This is a genomic window from Chroococcidiopsis sp. SAG 2025 (assembly GCF_032860985.1).
Taxonomy (GTDB): Bacteria; Cyanobacteriota; Cyanobacteriia; order Cyanobacteriales; family Chroococcidiopsidaceae; genus Chroococcidiopsis.
Genome location: NZ_JAOCNC010000001.1, coordinates 1007404 through 1022667 on the forward strand (window position 1 = coordinate 1007404; position 15264 = coordinate 1022667).

General features: G+C 44.8%; 17 protein-coding genes. 9 read left to right on the forward strand and 8 right to left on the reverse strand.

Annotated features, from left to right (window positions below; all coding sequences use genetic code 11):
* Nucleotides 1-37: 37 nt before the first annotated feature.
* On the reverse strand, nucleotides 38-514 hold the full coding sequence (locus N4J56_RS04885) for a CRR6 family NdhI maturation factor (protein ID WP_317105426.1): 477 nt from the start codon (nucleotides 512-514) through the stop codon (nucleotides 38-40).
* On the opposite strand from N4J56_RS04885, the gene N4J56_RS04890 reads away from it, so the two are divergent.
* A complete protein-coding gene (locus tag N4J56_RS04890; protein WP_317105427.1) occupies nucleotides 513-704 on the forward strand; it encodes a hypothetical protein in 192 nt (63 codons plus the stop codon). The genes N4J56_RS04885 and N4J56_RS04890 overlap by 2 nt on opposite strands.
* A 127-nt stretch (nucleotides 705-831) precedes the next feature.
* Here the strand turns inward: N4J56_RS04890 and N4J56_RS04895 are convergent, their stop codons facing one another.
* Complete coding sequence (locus N4J56_RS04895; RefSeq protein WP_317105428.1) at nucleotides 832-2001, reverse strand: serine hydrolase; 1170 nt, start codon at nucleotides 1999-2001, stop codon at nucleotides 832-834.
* 389 nt (nucleotides 2002-2390) lie between these two features.
* Nucleotides 2391-3191 carry an RNA methyltransferase gene (locus tag N4J56_RS04900; RefSeq protein WP_317105429.1) on the reverse strand — a complete coding sequence of 267 codons (801 nt, stop codon included), beginning with the start codon at nucleotides 3189-3191 and terminating at the stop codon, nucleotides 2391-2393.
* Between the two features lie 38 nt (nucleotides 3192-3229).
* Here N4J56_RS04900 and N4J56_RS04905 point away from each other — a divergent pair, with 38 nt between their 5' ends.
* On the forward strand, nucleotides 3230-3379 hold the full coding sequence (locus N4J56_RS04905; RefSeq protein ID WP_317105430.1) for a DUF2256 domain-containing protein: 150 nt from the start codon (nucleotides 3230-3232) through the stop codon (nucleotides 3377-3379).
* Nucleotides 3380-3686: 307 nt separating this feature from the next.
* On the opposite strand, the gene N4J56_RS04910 is transcribed toward N4J56_RS04905, so the two are convergent.
* The 3 genes from N4J56_RS04910 to N4J56_RS04920 form a co-directional block, all read right to left on the reverse strand.
* On the reverse strand, nucleotides 3687-4079 hold the full coding sequence (locus N4J56_RS04910; protein ID WP_317105431.1) for a hypothetical protein: 393 nt from the start codon (nucleotides 4077-4079) through the stop codon (nucleotides 3687-3689).
* A gap of 130 nt (nucleotides 4080-4209) precedes the next feature.
* Nucleotides 4210-5289: a hypothetical protein gene (locus N4J56_RS04915; protein ID WP_317105432.1), complete on the reverse strand. Its 1080-nt coding sequence runs from the start codon at nucleotides 5287-5289 to the stop codon at nucleotides 4210-4212.
* 111 nt (nucleotides 5290-5400) lie between these two features.
* Nucleotides 5401-6381: a hypothetical protein gene (locus N4J56_RS04920; protein WP_317105433.1), complete on the reverse strand. Its 981-nt coding sequence runs from the start codon at nucleotides 6379-6381 to the stop codon at nucleotides 5401-5403.
* Between the two features lie 349 nt (nucleotides 6382-6730).
* On the opposite strand from N4J56_RS04920, the gene N4J56_RS04925 reads away from it, so the two are divergent.
* The 7 genes from N4J56_RS04925 (at nucleotide 6731) to N4J56_RS04955 (ending at nucleotide 13001) form a co-directional block, all read left to right on the forward strand.
* The gene (locus N4J56_RS04925; RefSeq protein WP_039716082.1) at nucleotides 6731-7483 is read left to right on the forward strand and encodes a response regulator transcription factor; all 753 of its coding nucleotides are present in this window, start codon (nucleotides 6731-6733) and stop codon (nucleotides 7481-7483) included.
* Nucleotides 7484-7686: 203 nt separating this feature from the next.
* Nucleotides 7687-8979, forward strand: coding sequence for a HAMP domain-containing sensor histidine kinase (locus N4J56_RS04930; protein ID WP_317105435.1), 1293 nt, complete (start codon nucleotides 7687-7689; stop codon nucleotides 8977-8979).
* A 147-nt stretch (nucleotides 8980-9126) separates the two neighbouring features.
* Nucleotides 9127-9816, forward strand: coding sequence for a phosphate signaling complex protein PhoU (gene phoU, locus N4J56_RS04935; protein WP_317105436.1), 690 nt, complete (start codon nucleotides 9127-9129; stop codon nucleotides 9814-9816).
* A gap of 358 nt (nucleotides 9817-10174) precedes the next feature.
* Complete coding sequence (locus N4J56_RS04940; RefSeq protein WP_317105437.1) at nucleotides 10175-10432, forward strand: hypothetical protein; 258 nt, start codon at nucleotides 10175-10177, stop codon at nucleotides 10430-10432.
* A 4-nt stretch (nucleotides 10433-10436) separates the two neighbouring features.
* A complete protein-coding gene (locus N4J56_RS04945; RefSeq protein WP_317105438.1) occupies nucleotides 10437-10601 on the forward strand; it encodes a hypothetical protein in 165 nt (54 codons plus the stop codon).
* Entirely contained in the window at nucleotides 10576-11157 is a 582-nt protein-coding gene (locus tag N4J56_RS04950) for a Crp/Fnr family transcriptional regulator (RefSeq protein WP_317105439.1), read from the forward strand. Before N4J56_RS04945 ends, N4J56_RS04950 begins: the two co-directional genes overlap by 26 nt.
* 197 nt (nucleotides 11158-11354) lie before the next feature.
* Nucleotides 11355-13001 carry an iron uptake porin gene (locus N4J56_RS04955; protein WP_317105440.1) on the forward strand — a complete coding sequence of 549 codons (1647 nt, stop codon included), beginning with the start codon at nucleotides 11355-11357 and terminating at the stop codon, nucleotides 12999-13001.
* A gap of 218 nt (nucleotides 13002-13219) precedes the next feature.
* On the opposite strand, the gene lptC is transcribed toward N4J56_RS04955, so the two are convergent.
* Both lptC and N4J56_RS04965 read right to left on the reverse strand, forming a co-directional pair.
* Complete coding sequence (gene lptC / locus N4J56_RS04960; RefSeq protein ID WP_317105441.1) at nucleotides 13220-14383, reverse strand: LPS export ABC transporter periplasmic protein LptC; 1164 nt, start codon at nucleotides 14381-14383, stop codon at nucleotides 13220-13222.
* A 168-nt stretch (nucleotides 14384-14551) separates the two neighbouring features.
* Nucleotides 14552-15193 (reverse strand): NYN domain-containing protein, encoded by a 642-nt coding sequence (locus N4J56_RS04965; protein WP_015153513.1) that lies wholly within the window; start codon nucleotides 15191-15193, stop codon nucleotides 14552-14554.
* Between the last annotated feature and the right edge of the window lie 71 nt (nucleotides 15194-15264).

Consider the following 15264-nt stretch of genomic DNA (forward strand, 5'->3'; position numbering starts at 1 on the left):
TTTTGCCTCTCGCCTCCTGACAAATGACGAATGACGCTCATAACATTCCAAACAAATCATCTTCTAAGTCATAGCCTAGCATTTGACCCATAGATTTCAGCCTTGCGGTGCTAGGAATACCCATTTGTTGCAACCAGTCATGCAGAACGAAAACTTTTTGCATGAGAAAAATTTCTAGGGCTTCGGGATTAAATTGAATTCCTTCTTGGCGATGGAACTGATGGGGAACCAGCATGGCAGTGTAGCGGGACAGCTCGCCTGCCTTCCAATCTAAGAGAAAAGGTAGCCAGGGATAGCGACTGTCAAGGCGAATAAACCACATCCGTACTTCGGGAATTTCGGACAGTTCCCGTGGATCGTCTGAGGGACGAGGATAATCGATCTCGAAGCGAAGTTGCTGCTCGTAAGTGGCGATCGCCGATCTTTCTTGTGATATATTTTCGATCGTTTTGGCAACTGGCAATACATCTAAGCTGCTGAAGTTGTCAGCCTTGAGAGAAATAGTGATAGTCATGGCGAAGTCAGAAGGAAGGATTTGTCGGGGCGGGTTTTGGGGGCAGATCGATTGCCAAAGTCACGAATCTCGGGCTAAACCCGCCCGTACAGGGATCGGCAGGAAGGATTTGTCGGGGCGGGTTTTGGGGGCAGATCGATTGCCAAAGTCACGAATCTTGGGAAAGATGCTTTACAACGTTTGCGAATGACATTCGCGCTGTTGATAATTTTTGCCTTGTGCCAGCAGTTTACGACCTTCATTCTCTCAAAATAGCGATCGCCTGCTGTAACAATTTTGGTGAATGCTAGATATACCTGCAACAACCAACCACTGACTTACTTACTAAATTCCTGGTAAGCAGCACGCGAGACTTGCCGGATCAATTCTTTTGCCTGAGCGTTATTGTGGGGGCGCTTGACCATAGCAACAGCAATATAGCGTTTCCCGCTGGGCAGATCGACTAAACCGACATCCCCTACCATTGAACCAATATCTCCGGTTTTGTGAGCAATTGTTGCCCCTGGTCCCAACCCTTTTGGTAATAGCGTAGCTGTATGCGTGCGGCGCATGATATTGAGTAGGCGATCGTGCGATTTGACAGAAATTAGATCTCCTTTTTGCACTGCTACCATTAATTGAGCCAACTCTTTAGGGCTGGTCGTATTTGTTCCTGCCAAATCTGGTAGCAAGTTCCGCAATTCTGTTACGCTCAAACCCCAGTTTCTGAACCGCTGATTCAAAGCTGCGATGCCACCCAAACGCTCTATCAGTAAATTAGTTGCCGTGTTATCGCTAACAATAATCATCTGAGTTGCCGTTTCCAAAGCAGTAAACTGACTACCCAACGGCTTGTATTGAAAGCCTCCCGAACCACCACCAACTAATTCTTTTTTTAAAGTTAACTTCTCGTCTAATCGAATCTTTCCCGCGTCTACATCTTGAAAAAAAGCAACCAAAATTGGAAATTTGATCGTACTTGCAGCTGCAAAAGTTGTATCTCCATTCCAATCTAGATAAGCTCCTGTCTCGGGATCGATAAAAAACATCCCAGGAAACAATTTAGTGTTGTTCGTTGCCAACTGTTGCATCAGCGTTTTCAGTGCCGTAATTTCTTTAGTTGGCTGGAGTGGTGCAGCATGGGCAACAGTTTCTCTGGCTTGTAGCTGCGGCATAACTTCTATTGCCGTAATTGGTATTTCTTCAGAGGTGATGCGCGTGGTGGGATCTAAAGCCGATAGCACCGTACCCGCGATCGCGCTGATGCCAATTCCCAGAATTAACAACCGCAAGGCGTATACAATCAATTTATTCTGGCGCTGCGGGTGTTGCCTTTGCTTACTCTGTTTTCTGGTTGGTGTTGGCAGTGTCTCTCCCGTGACTCTTCTGCTACCATTAGCCCCAGAGGAAGCCACTGTCTGGCTGCGGTTTTTCCTGTCACTGTTTCTAGGTTCTGAAGGGAGTAGACGACTCTCTTGTGGTGAGAAACGCCCACGCGGATTGTGCATCTTAGCCTGTTCGCGCTGTTGCGAACTACTTAGACCTTTTTTATGCCCAGCGTTTGACCGCTTACCTGAATTTGACGACCCGCTTTCTAATACCATTGACTTACAGAAGACAACAAGGGCGAACTGGACTTGAACAATAACCTACCACTGCTTGCCTGAGTTGTAAAAGCAAGTAGTATTGGGTCAAAGTTTATCTCAACCAATTTGTAATGGCGATAAATCTTCAGATGAAATATAGCCTATAAAAGCAATAAATTGGAAAAATACAGAGACAAGCTGAACAAATCTCCGGCTAGGTACATTTCACGCCTCAAAAAAGGTAAAAGAGAAGCCGCCAGTCACAGGTCGCAAGTCAGAAAAGAGAGCTGAGGGAGCAACTCAAACGCTAATCACCGATCGCTTCCGAATTCCGACTTCTTCATAGCCCACTCCATCTGAGTTAATATCCCCCGCAACATTGCTACTTCAGTATTTTCTAACTGAGTGCGGTTAAATAGTTGACGAAATTTTTCCATGCGGCTAGTAGCAGTATGGGGGTAAAGATAGCCAATTTTGAGTAGTAAGGCTTCGAGTTGTTGGTAAAACCCTTCTAATGCTTCTACAGAGGCGTAGTCAACTGCGATCGCACTCTTTTCAACGTCAACTCCCAATTGGCTATATTTCGCCAGTTCGTAACAGCAGATCGCCACTGCCTGAGCTAGATTCAATGAAGGATAGGTAGGGTTGGAGGGAATGCGGATAAAGCGCTGAGCGTAGTACATTTCCTCATTACTCAATCCTCGCGACTCGGGACCAAAGATCAAGGCTGTTGCTTGTTCTGAGGTTGAAATTAACCAAGGTAAAGCATCTTGAGGCTGCTCTAATTGAATGTCTAAGGTGCGAGGACGAGCAGTCGTAGCGATCGCCCTAGTACACCCCTGCAAGGCTGCTGGTAGCGTTTCTACAACTTGGGCTGCTTGCAAGATATCGAAGGCATGAACTGCCATTTGTTGGGCTTCTAGCGACAGCGGATCGCACTGGGGATTGACTAACACCAACTGCTGCAAACCCATATTTTTCATCACGCGGGCGATCGCTCCCACATTCAGCGAACCTGCTGGTTCCACCAGCACGATTCTTACCGCTGCCAAGGGGTAGCCGGGGGCTGCAAGCCCATTTTTACTATATGAGGGGGAAGTAGGCTCATTCACAATTCCGTAAAATTTAGTTACTCTCTCAACAACTGTATATGGCACGCACTCGATCTAAATCTGACCTACCAACAAAAATTTGTCCAGTGTGTCAACGCCCCTTCACCTGGCGGAAAAAATGGGTAGACTGTTGGGATGATGTGAAATATTGTTCCGAACGCTGTCGCCGTCGCCGATCTTCAGTGTAGAGATGTTACATGTAATGTCTCTCTAAGCGATCGCTCAGTCACAAATAAAAAACCGCCATCTTCTGGCGGTTGTTGAGCAATCGGAGGGTTCTCAACAGCTTACCGATTCAGATTGTAGAGATTTGTAATGCTGTTTACACCAAATATGATTTCAGTCCTTTGATTTACCGTTAAATGTCAATATTTAATGGTTTCTTAATTAAATGACATGGAGCAATTTGGTAGTTTGCTGGATTTGGCAGTACCGCTTAGAATCAGCTGCTGGAAACCGAATCGAGTTCAAGAACAGCGATTCCAAGTATTCTATTTAACTCTTTTCTTGAGAAAATTTTCCTAACTGCACTTCCTGGCTGAGAAAATGCCGATTGTTATTGAGTCGATTCCTTTGTTTGGCGATCGCAATCTGTGCTGTTGCCTGTCGTGCCAACATGTCATATAAGTTCTTCCCATGATGCTTGTTGACCGACTGCGTGGACATTCGGTGTTCTGGCGTATGGGAGTCAATCCAGTCGCGTTGCGCTTTCGCCTCCTGCTCCACTCTTGCAAGATACTGTTCGTCGCCTAGATCGCTTGCATAGTGCATGGCGGCTGTTAGCATATGGTAAGCAGCTTCATAATGATTGCTCCTTAAAGCTTGATTGCTGAGCGCCATTAAGCTTTCGTAGATATCCTCAATTTCTCTAGATTGTCGATCTTGCATCTGTTGTTTCTACTTCCATGCAGGCTAGGCTAGTATGTCCGACTACCTGTAGCCGATCGCATTTATCTCACTAAAATGATAGCTTGTTGCTTACACTTGAGCAATCAACTTGAGCTGTAGAAGGATGCACTTACTTGTTCTTCTGGGCGTTCTTAGCTTGCTCCAAAGCAATTTCTTTAACCGCTTGATAAGAATTTACATTCGCTGCCCCTTCAATAGCTTTCACAGCTAAGTCTTGTACTTGTTTAGAAGTTGCCTCTAATTGTTTAGCAAGGCTTTGAATCCGCGCTTCTTGATTTTGAATAAGTTGTTCTAAAGATTGGACACGCTGTTCGTAAAATCGCTTTTGTCCTTCGACTTCTTTAGCATATAAATCCGATTTAATCTTTGCCTGATAGTGAGCGATGCCTTTTCCTTCTTCTGTTGCCTTTTTCAGTGCTGCTTCTTTTTCTTTAGGAAAAATTTCCACCTTAGTTTTTGCTTCTGCAAACTGCTTTTCGCGTTCCGCGATCGCTTTTTCTCTTTCCGTCCATTGTTTTTCTTGAATTTGCTGAAACTCCTCTAATTCTCGATAAATATGTTTTTGAGTTTGTTCGTATTCTTCTAGCGCTAATTTACGCTGTAATTCTAAATTGTATTTATACTCCGCAGTCTCTCTTTGACGAGTTTTTGCTTGAGTTTCATTTCGTTCTTTGATCTTGACTTTATATTCTTCTTGCTCTTTGTTCCATGCTTTAACTTTTGTTTCTACTTCCTGCTCTAAAGTTTCTCGTCTCTGACTAAACTCCTCGCTAAAAGTTTTTGAATTGTCTTCATAGCTCTCGATCGAGCTATCTAAAGTTGTGTCATCAATCTTTTTTAGACTGTGTAGAATTTGTAATTGTTCTGTCTCAGTTGCCACATTACGACGAATCTCTTGTAATTTGGAAGCTTCTGTAGTAAGTTGCTCCGATAATTCGCTGACAGCGCTACCAACTCCTAGCTGAATTTTCCCTAAGTTATCAATAATAAAATTCATTTTTTGTTGCACGGTCGTAGATTGATTCATAGCTAGTTTTGGCTCGGATGTTAGTCTTTCTTGAACTATTGAAGTTTCCTTAGCTAATTTATCGAGTTGAGATTTCAGAACGGTTTTTTCTTTCGACATCTCCTCATAAGCCGCTAAGCTCTCAGCTTTCGTACTCTTTTCACTTGGTTTTCTTGCTACCATAAATAATCTCCTTTTCAGTTGTTAGTTATCAGCGAACAGGGAGCGCACGAGCAGGGGAAGAAAGAGGGTTCCTGACTTGTGACTTGTCTCCCTTATCTCTTCATTCTTACCCTAACCTCTCGCTCCATTTTGAAAGGCTCTCAATGCTAATTCTTGAGCTTGTTGCTGTGCGGCTTGCATTTGCGCCGTTAGGTTTTCAATTTGCTCTATTTGTTTAGTAATCACTTGCTCTAAAGACTGCACTTGTAGTTCGTAACTCTGCTTTGCTGCTTGCCATTCTTTCTCAATTAGATCGGCTTTAACTTTTGCATCCTGGTTGACATCTTTAATCGCTTCTTCCCTTGCTTTTTTAACTGATTCTTCTAATTCCGCAGGGAAAGTAGCAATTTGCTTTTGATATTTTTGTAGCAATGACTGTTGTTCAGTTAAAACTTTTTCCCGTTCTGCCCAATCTTTTTCTTTAGATTGCGTTGCTTCTTGTATTTCTCTTTCTAGCGTACGCTTTTTCAGTTGGTAAGTATCGACGTTAGTTTTTTGCGTTTGTGTGAGTCGATATTGATACTCTTCTACTTCTTGCTGTCGTTCTTTCACTAACAATTCATTCTGAACTTGTAGGTTGGTTTCAAACTCTACTTGCTCTTGCTGCCAAATTTTTCGCGTTTGCGTTATTTCTTTTTCTAAGTTTTCCTGCTGAGTTGTTGCGCCTTGCTCAATTAATTTTAATTTTTCTTGATGCTCTTGATTTAAAATGTACAGAGTATCGGCAACAACTCTAATTTGTTGTAATTCTTGTAAATTCTGAGTCTCTACTTCAATAGCACGCTTAAGTTCGCCTAACTTAGAAGTTTCTTTAGATAATTTCTCTGATAGTCCGATAACGATTCCACCAAACTCTAGTTGCAGTTCGGCTAAACCTTTCACGATGTTATCTACTGTATAGCTAGCAGCAGTTTGTAGAATTTGTTTATTCTTTTCCTTGTCCGCCTCCTCTTGTTTAGTAGCAATTTTTAATGACATATCCTTTCTATCAGCCAGAATACGTTGAAATGTTGACAAACGATCTGTACTGTCTTTAGCTACGAATCGATTCATATTGCAACTCCTGCAACTAAATTTAAGAGAGATTTAAGTTAAAACGAATACTCGTGGCTATACCCTAAGATATAGATCCTAAGCTAGCCTTCCTGGAGGCGATCGCAAAGCAGTAAAATTGCTGAAATGACCGTAGAAACTGGCAAATAGCGCTTAGCAATTAGCTCAAAGCTAAACACTAACTGCAATCTGCCCGTTTATAGTACAAATGTACTGTAAAAAATATATCTGAGTGAATGCAGACTGTCAAGATCTGGAGTTCTCTAAATTTCCAGAAATTTGCAGTTGAAAAGATTTCGGATGTCTTCCGATTAGATAATAATGGTGCAAGAACAGATCGACAAAAACGATGTTTACTCGCGAATTGACCAACAGTTCCCCCAAGGTGGAAATCGGGCACATGAGCCGCATTCTGGTGGTAGAAGACGAAAACCTGATTCGGGAAATGCTCGTAATGGCTTTGGAGGCGGAAGGTTTTGCGATCGCTACTGCTGCTGACGGACGTACAGCTCTGACCTTACTTCAGAGTAGCGAACCTACCTTCGGAGATTTTCCCTTCGATCTGGTGATTTTAGATCTAATGCTGCCTCAGATCAATGGTTTAGATATCTGTCGCTTGCTCCGCCACCAAGGAAATCAAGTCCCAATCTTGATTTTGAGCGCCAAAGGCAGCGAAACCGATCGCGTCTTGGGTTTGGAAGTTGGCGCAGACGACTATCTGACAAAGCCTTTTAGTATGCGGGAGTTAGTCGCGCGGTGTCGTGCTTTGTTACGCCGCCAGCGCATAGGTGTATTACCACAAGTCCCGATTCTACAATTTAAAGATGTCACCCTTTATCCGCAAGAGTGCCGCGTGACCGTCAGAGCGCAAGAAGTCAGCCTTTCCCCTAAAGAGTTCCGCTTGCTAGAACTATTCATGACTTATCCGCGCCGCGTCTGGTCGCGCGAGCAATTGCTCGACCAAGTCTGGGGAGCAGATTTTGTTGGAGACAGCAAAACTGTAGACGTTCACATTCGTTGGTTGCGGGAAAAACTCGAAAAAGACCCCAGCCATCCAGAATATTTGGTGACGGTGCGCGGGTTTGGTTATCGATTTGGATAGGTTGATGGTTGTTGGTTAACAGTTGACAGTTGACAGTAGGCGCTGACGCTACACTGCGTGAAGACAGTTCTTGCTCCTAAAGCCCCTGAAGCCCCTGGAGCTTCCTCTGCTCCCTGCTCTCTACTCCCTACTCCCTGCTCCCTGCTCCCTAGTAAGAAGGGTTAAAGTGATAGTTAACCCACTTTTGATCCTGAACCTTTGTGATGGTACTGCTGGCGTTTTTGCTAGGACTAGGGATAGGAATTTGCTTGTGGTTGTGGCAGTATACCCAATTGCAAGCTAAGTTGCGACGTTTACTGCGAACAGTATCTAATGATAGTGAGATGGCAACTTCCCTGGGAGCGATCCCTCGGTTGCGGCAGGAAATTGTTTCGGCGCAACAGCAACGGGAAGAGATGCAAGCTAAAGTTCAAACCTGGGAGCAGCTGATGCGAGTCGCTCCTGTAGGCTACTTGCAAGTAGACGAAGAAAATCAGTTGTTGTGGTGCAACCAACAGGCTCAGCAATTGCTAGGCTTGCAGAGGTGGGAACCCGGACAGGTACGCTTACTGTTGGAGTGGGTGCGTTCCTACGAATTGGATCAGTTAATCGAGCAAACGCGAGAAAGACAGCAGCCGCAGGTTAAAGAGTGGTTGTTTCATCGAGCGAGTGCAGATGCAGCGGCATTGAGCGAATTGAGAGCGCTGACGATGAACGCAGCTACCTTACCTCTACAAAACGGACAAGTGGGCGTATTTTTGGAAAATCGCCAGCCATTGCTTGATTTAGCGCGGACTCGCGATCGCTGGGTTTCCGATTTAGCACACGAACTCAAAACGCCATTGACTTCAATTTTATTAGTGGTAGAAGCCTTACAGCAACAACTCGAACCACCATATAAACTTTGGGTCGATCGCCTCTTACCAGAAGTGGAAAGATTGATTAGTTTAGTGCAAAATTGGTTGGAATTAAGCCAACTAGAGTTAGATCCTAGTCGTCAGCTCAACCGCGAACCAGTGGAATTGCGATCGCTAATTGATTCCGTATGGCACACTATAGAACCTTTAGCACAGCGACAGCAGCTCCGTTTATCCTATTCCGGTGCAGAAACTTTGTGGATCGAGGCAGACAAGTCTCGCTTAACGCAAGTGTTATTAAATTTACTCGATAACAGTATCAAATATAGCCCTTTTCAAGGCACGATTTGGGTTAAAGTCGAGCTAATTAATTCAGAAACTAAATTTAATTACGTGCAAATAAATATTATTGACTCCGGTTGTGGCTTTCCACCGACCGATTTACCTTACGTATTTGAACGCCTTTATCGTGGGGATCTAGCTAGAGCTAGACAAACAACACCCGACTCAAAGAAAATGTCTACTTTTACAACTCATGGTAGTGGTTTGGGCTTAGCGATCGTCAAACAAATTGTCTCTGCACATGGTGGCACGGTAAAAGCCATGAACCATCCCGAAACTAAAGGTGCTTGGCTGCAAATCGAGTTACCAACTCAATGACAGAGCAGATGCTTATAATAGTAAATGTAGATGCTTATATATAGTGAATATAATTAGTAATTTACGTCACAATCTGCTTTTCCTGCCAGTGGCAGATGCAGCTAACAAGATTTATCACTAACAATAAAATCCTACCTTTATACTACGGTGTCAGAATTGCTCAACGTAGATGCTGTTCCTTTCCAACCTCACCAACCTAGCCGCACTCACTTTGAGCGTCGCCTCAAACGTCTAGAGCGAGATATTTTGCGCATGGGAGCTTTGGTAGAAAACTCATTTCGCCTCAGCCATCAAGCACTATTTGCCCGTAACCTATCAGCAGCAGAGGAACTACCACTGCTCGACAAGCAAATTGACCAATTTTACCGCCACGTTGAGATTGAGTGTGCTGCGCTGCTAACTTTAGAAGCACCAGTAGCGAAGGATTTGCGCTTACTAAGTGCCTTTATGCAGCTCGTGCGAGACCTAGAAAGAATTGGAGACTATGCTGAGGACTTAGGAGAAATTGCGATTAAGCTATTTCCCTATCCCCCTCATAAATGCATCCCTCAGATCGAGATTATGTCTCACCATGCCCAAGCGATGTTAGCGGCTAGCTTGATGGCGCTAGCGGATCTAGATGCACAAGCAGGGTTAGCAGTCAAGCAATTAGACGACGCTGTAGACGACTCATACCAAAATCTTTATCAAACTCTAGCAACAGAAAGAGATATCCAAGGAGTTTTAGAACCTTGGTTGTTGTTAGCTTTGGTAATTCGTCACTTAGAAAGGATGGCAGACCACGCTACCAACGTCGGTCAGCGAGTCGCTTACATCGTTACCGGACAACGCTCTTAAACAGCGATCGGTTGTTCAGTTCTCAGTAAATAGGTGGCTGGTGAATAGATGCTTCTGACTTATGACTTCTGTACGGGCGGGGTTTGACCAAAGATTTACTGTCGCAGTTGTTTATCTGTTTGCTAAGCCCGCCCCTACGACTTACAACTGACAATTCGCTTTTTAATGAAAACTTACTCACTTCTTAAACTAAGAGTTTTAATATCTAGCTAACAAGTAGTAATAATAAAAGTTTAGTAATAGAGACGTTTAGTCATAAAGCTTAGTGGTGAGATGTTGTAGGTAAGAGCGAGCATGTGACTGATGAAGCTCAAGTGCCAGAATGCCCTAATGTCTTTGCTAGGGAAAGCAAGTGCAGTTGCACTTGAAAATATGGCTTCAGAAGTGCCAAGTTTCACGCTGTCATTTTTCCCATTGTTGTTTTGGCGATGGTTTAGGCAAAGGCAAGCGCGATCGCAAATCTTGCCCGATCTACCATCTAATAGTTTTATTTTGCTCGATGCGATCGCAATTTGGAATCGGACAAACAGTCTTTGCTATAGCTATAAATCCCCTCTGTCATACACCACAACAGGGTCAAGCCACAGAAATTTCCTTAATCACCTCAGCAGGATGAAGCAGTGGAGAGCAGTTTTCTCTCCCCTTGTCCCCTTCGCCCCCTAATCCCCACTCCCTACCCTTCGGGAACGGCTTCGCCGAACGGTCGTGGGGAAGAGCGAGTTCCCCCTTGTCCCCAAGTCTCCCCAATTCTCTCGTCTTATGGCAATCTCTACTACAACTCCTAGCCTTGTTCCTCAGTCATCCCAACGACTCTTTGCCCGCCACGACCTGATTCCCTCTCGTCCAAATATTTTATGGCGGATCGAGCGCGGAGCCGTGCGCACTGTCACTTGGAGCGAAAGCGGCACGTTAATTACTCTGGGTTACTGGGGTGCAGGAGATCTAGTCGGTCAACCTTTATCGCGAGTCATTCCCTACCAAATTGAGTGTTTGACCAGCGTTGAAACAACTATAATTCCATCTGAGTTATGGCATTTGACTGTAGAGGCAATGATGTCTCACGTTTGCCAAACAGAGGAATTGCTGAGCATTATTCACCGCAAACCCGTTTCGCTTAGATTGTGGCAGTTTTTAATCTGGCTAGGTCAAAAATTCGGTCGCGATGTCGATCTGGGAAGATTAATAGACGTTGCTGTTACCCATCAAGAAATAGCTGAAGTTATAAATACTACTAGGGTATCGGTAACGCGGATGCTACAGCAATTCGAGGAAGAAGGGCTGTTAACAAGACACCAACGGCGGATTATTCTACGCTTACCAATTGGAACAGCAAAAGTTTAATTCCGGTTCTCATCCGCTTCTAATTTAGTCAACTAGGAGGCGATCGCAGTGAAATTACGGTGAATTTACGATAGTGCATACACGGTTCCAATTTGAGTGAATTGGTGAGAATATTATAGATAGCAAGAGCGATCGATAGCCTCAATCTCTCTTGAGTTGACAACAGCAACTATGCATTGGTGTGAGTGAGAAGATATATGTCGAAACTTATTTGGAATACTCTCAAACTAAGTCCCCTTTTACTAACAGCAACCCTGTTTGTAGCGACTCGGACTCAAGCTGCTGAACCCCTACCTCTGGAAGAAGTACAGCAAACATCTGTCACCCAGTTATCTGAACAGAAAGCTCCAGAAACTCTAGCCCAGGTTACATCCGTTTCTCAGTTATCTGACGTACAGCCTACCGACTGGGCTTTTCAAGCGTTGCAGTCTTTAGTCGAGCGCTACGGTTGTATTGCTGGTTATCCCGATGGAACATATCGTGGCAACCGCGCCTTGACCCGTTATGAGTTTGCCGCAGGTTTAAACGCTTGTTTAGACCGCGTGAACGAACTGATTGCAACCGCTTCCGCCGATATGGTCAACAAAGAAGACCTGGCAACGTTACAGCGGTTGCAGGAAGAATTTTCGGCGGAACTAGCTACCCTGCGCGGTCGCGTTGATGCTCTAGAAGCACGGACGGCAGAACTAGAAGCAAATCAGTTCTCTACCACCACAAAACTAAGTGGGGAAGTGATTGTTGCCGTTTCTGATGTATTTGGTGGTAACGAGGTGGCTGCACCTGGTAGTGGTGAACCTACAGGTGATGACAACGATGTCAACACTGTTTTGGCAGACCGCGCTCGTCTGACTTTTAACACCAGCTTTACCGGAAAAGACGAGTTGAGAACCCGTCTGCAAGCTCGCAACGTTGTACCATTTGGCACGGGTCTGACGGGTACGAATATGACTCGTCTGGGCTTCGATGGTGATGAAAACAACGATATTGTACTTGACGATTTCTATTACAAATTCTCGCTTGGCGAAATTGCTGATATCAAAGTTGACTTTGACAACGGGGAGTTCAACGATAACGTCTACACCTTCAACCCTCTACTAGAAAGTAGCGGTCGCGGTGCTATTTCTCGGTTCGGACGTTTCAACCCCATTTATCGTGCGGGTGATGGTGCTGGTTTAACAGTTAACATCAATCCCAAAGGTGTGATTAGCGCTTCTGCAAGCTATCTAGCTCGGAATGCTAACGATCCGACCAATTCTTTTGGTTTGTTTAACGGTGATTACGCTGCTCTGGGACAGATTGCCTTCCGTCCTAGCGATAACATTGCGATCGGTGCGACCTACGTTCACACCTACGATAACTCCACCGTAAGCGATATTACGACGACTAACGGTATTAGCGTTTCTGGCGCAACTGGCAGTGTCTTTTCTAACAACCCCTTCAGCGGTGCATCAACATCTACTAACCAGTACGCCGTACAGGCTAGCGTTAAGTTGGGTGGCTTCACTGTTGGCGGTTGGGGCGGTTATACGGTAGCGCTGAATGAAGATAGCCCTTCACAAACTGCTGATATTTGGAACTGGGCAGCAACTCTGGCTTTACAAGATGTAGGTAAAGAAGGTAGCGTACTTGGTTTAGTCTTCGGTCAGCCACCAAGAACAGCTAAAAATGATTTTGGCGGTCGCCGCGACCAAGATACTTCTTATCACTTAGAAGGACTCTATCGCTTCCCGCTCACCGACAACATCGATGTGACTCCTGGTGTCATCGTCATCTTTAATCCAGAGCATAACGACAACAACGACACGGTTTATGTAGGTACGCTGAGAACGACATTCCGCTTCTAATGCTATATCCCCTTGTCTTGGCAAGGGGATTCCAAGTTAGTTCGGATTTATCCACATAGGCTATGTATTTTTAAGTCCGCTGGGAGCGGACTTTTTTTGCTCATACGTGCGTCTCCAAAACTCTACGACGCGCTGATTATATCTGGTCAGGGCGGGTTTATTGAGTTATTTCGTGCGGTACAGAGATTGTTGGTGAACCCGCCCCTACAGTCATCGCGTTATGGTTGCGGTACGAATTGTGTCGAAACCCTACCCCCGCTAACGACAAAATTTTGTGCGTCCAACTTGCCTACAGCTTTTTGTCCTTTCAGAGTCGCTGGCGGTTGGAATTGTTGGTAAACGACATTACCCGTTGCTTCCATTTGTTGGGTGGGAATGTACCAAGTTAGCGCGTCAGATGTAACAGTCTGCTGTTTTTGCCCTACACCTTTGACATTGCCATTCATGTAGGCAACTTGTTTTTCCGTTTCTAGCCTACCGCGGTCGGCGCTTACGGTGACTTGCTGCTGGCGCTGCACGACGCGCACGGGTTGGTCTGCAATTACAGTTTTAGTATCAACGTTCCACTTGAGCAAATTACCATTCACTTGTAGCGGTGGCTCTAGTAAAGAAATCTGAGCATTTTGCGCCAAGGTAGCAATGTTTGTTTTCAGATCGTACTCGCCACGACCTGCCGTCCCTCGATCGGTAATTTTATTATTTTGGTAGCGATCGAATTTTATCGGGCGATCGCCAATTAACTTTTGAGCGCGAAACTGCCAAGTTAGCCGTTCCGTCTGCATTTGCACGTTTGATTCTTTTGCGGTTGCCTGGACTCCATCCAAAAACTCAACGATCCCCGCTCGGCTTCTGACTCTAGCCTCTTTGGCAACTGTTTGCATTTGGGGATGTTCTCCCGTCAGGCGATCGCGCACGATTAATAAATCTTGGTTTGGTTGCCACTCCAGCTCATTGCCGCGCAATACCAAATTGTATGCAGGAGCTTTAGCAACAATTTCACCCTTAAGCAATAACTTTGCTCCATCCTGCTGGATCTCTCCTGTCTTTGCCGTAATATCATATACGGGTTTGCCATCTTGAAACAGTTGACCAACAGGGTTTTCTACTTGAGCGGTTTTACGATCTTTACTATACGTTGCTTGCTTCGATTTAACTTTCCAAAACAATTGTCCCTGCTTATCTGACTGCTCCAAGATCACATCATTAAAAGTTAAGTCACGCTGCACTTGCTGAGGAGGCGAGGAGGGAGCCTGAGCAACTGTTTGTGCTGTCTGAGTCCGCTGCTCGCAACCAAATAGTAACAGTGTCAGTAATACACCGATTAATGGCGCTGTCATGCAGCGATACAACACGAACAATTGATGAAAGATATTATTTTTCATGCCTCCATCTTGACAAAAAAATAGGGAGTCGGGAGTAGTCAATAGGGTGTGGGGTGCAGTGAGTGGCTAGTGGCTAGTGGCTGGAATTGCTCCCGATCTCTCCCCTGCCTCTCTGCTCCTCTGCTTCCTCTGCTCCCTGCTCCCTGCTCCCTGCTCTCTGCTCCCTAGTTAAGTGTCTGAAGTTTCGATCGTATCTAAACCATCGGGGGATGGTTGCTCGACAAGATCCAGGCTAGATAGGGGACGATAGGTATAACCGGAACGCGGTGTTTTTTGAATATCTTCTTTGATTGTTTCTAAATCGATATAGCGATCGCTAACATTGATCAAACTATCACTGGTCATCGATCTCAAGCTGACAACCTCAACTCGCGCCCCACGATAGCTGACAGCGTTTACGGCATAAGCCAAATCTCCATCACCGCTGACTAATACTGCTGTATCATATGCCCCAACTAAAGCCATCATATCAACGGCAATCTCGACATCTAAATTAGCTTTTTTAGAACCATCTGGTAGCTGAACCAGATCTTTAGCAATCACGCGGTATCCATTGCGCCGCATCCATAACAGAAACCCTTGCTGTTTATCATTGGTACGGTCTACGCCTGTATAGAAAAACGAGCGCAACAATCGCGATCCTGCCGTTAGCCGACATAAAAGCTTGGTGTAATCAATCTCAATTCCCAACTGTAACGCTGCATAAAATAAATTTGACCCATCAATAAAGATTGCTACCTTACCTCGATTTTCTAAAACTTGTTCTGGCGTAAAGATCGAACTATTTTCAAAATCTCTATTGCTCAACATGATTGTTATACCTCAAGCTTTTATTAAAAAAAGAAAAATTGTTATTTTTGAAAGTTTTTATTGTCTTGATT

What these genes read in the sequence shown, in the direction of transcription:
- N4J56_RS04890 (WP_317105427.1), top strand. Translation starts at nt 513, where the DNA reads ATGGCGAAGTCAGAAGGAAGGATTTGTCGGGGCGGGTTTTGGGGGCAG.
- N4J56_RS04885 (WP_317105426.1), bottom strand. Translation starts at nt 514, where the DNA reads ATGACTATCACTATTTCTCTCAAGGCTGACAACTTCAGCAGCTTAGAT.
- N4J56_RS04895 (WP_317105428.1), bottom strand. Translation starts at nt 2,001, where the DNA reads ATGCACAATCCGCGTGGGCGTTTCTCACCACAAGAGAGTCGTCTACTC.
- N4J56_RS04905 (WP_317105430.1), top strand. Translation starts at nt 3,230, where the DNA reads ATGGCACGCACTCGATCTAAATCTGACCTACCAACAAAAATTTGTCCA.
- N4J56_RS04910 (WP_317105431.1), bottom strand. Translation starts at nt 4,079, where the DNA reads ATGCAAGATCGACAATCTAGAGAAATTGAGGATATCTACGAAAGCTTA.
- N4J56_RS04915 (WP_317105432.1), bottom strand. Translation starts at nt 5,289, where the DNA reads ATGGTAGCAAGAAAACCAAGTGAAAAGAGTACGAAAGCTGAGAGCTTA.
- N4J56_RS04920 (WP_317105433.1), bottom strand. Translation starts at nt 6,381, where the DNA reads ATGAATCGATTCGTAGCTAAAGACAGTACAGATCGTTTGTCAACATTT.
- N4J56_RS04925 (WP_039716082.1), top strand. Translation starts at nt 6,731, where the DNA reads ATGTTTACTCGCGAATTGACCAACAGTTCCCCCAAGGTGGAAATCGGG.
- N4J56_RS04930 (WP_317105435.1), top strand. Translation starts at nt 7,687, where the DNA reads ATGGTACTGCTGGCGTTTTTGCTAGGACTAGGGATAGGAATTTGCTTG.
- N4J56_RS04950 (WP_317105439.1), top strand. Translation starts at nt 10,576, where the DNA reads ATGGCAATCTCTACTACAACTCCTAGCCTTGTTCCTCAGTCATCCCAA.
- N4J56_RS04955 (WP_317105440.1), top strand. Translation starts at nt 11,355, where the DNA reads ATGTCGAAACTTATTTGGAATACTCTCAAACTAAGTCCCCTTTTACTA.
- lptC (WP_317105441.1), bottom strand. Translation starts at nt 14,383, where the DNA reads ATGAAAAATAATATCTTTCATCAATTGTTCGTGTTGTATCGCTGCATG.
- N4J56_RS04965 (WP_015153513.1), bottom strand. Translation starts at nt 15,193, where the DNA reads ATGTTGAGCAATAGAGATTTTGAAAATAGTTCGATCTTTACGCCAGAA.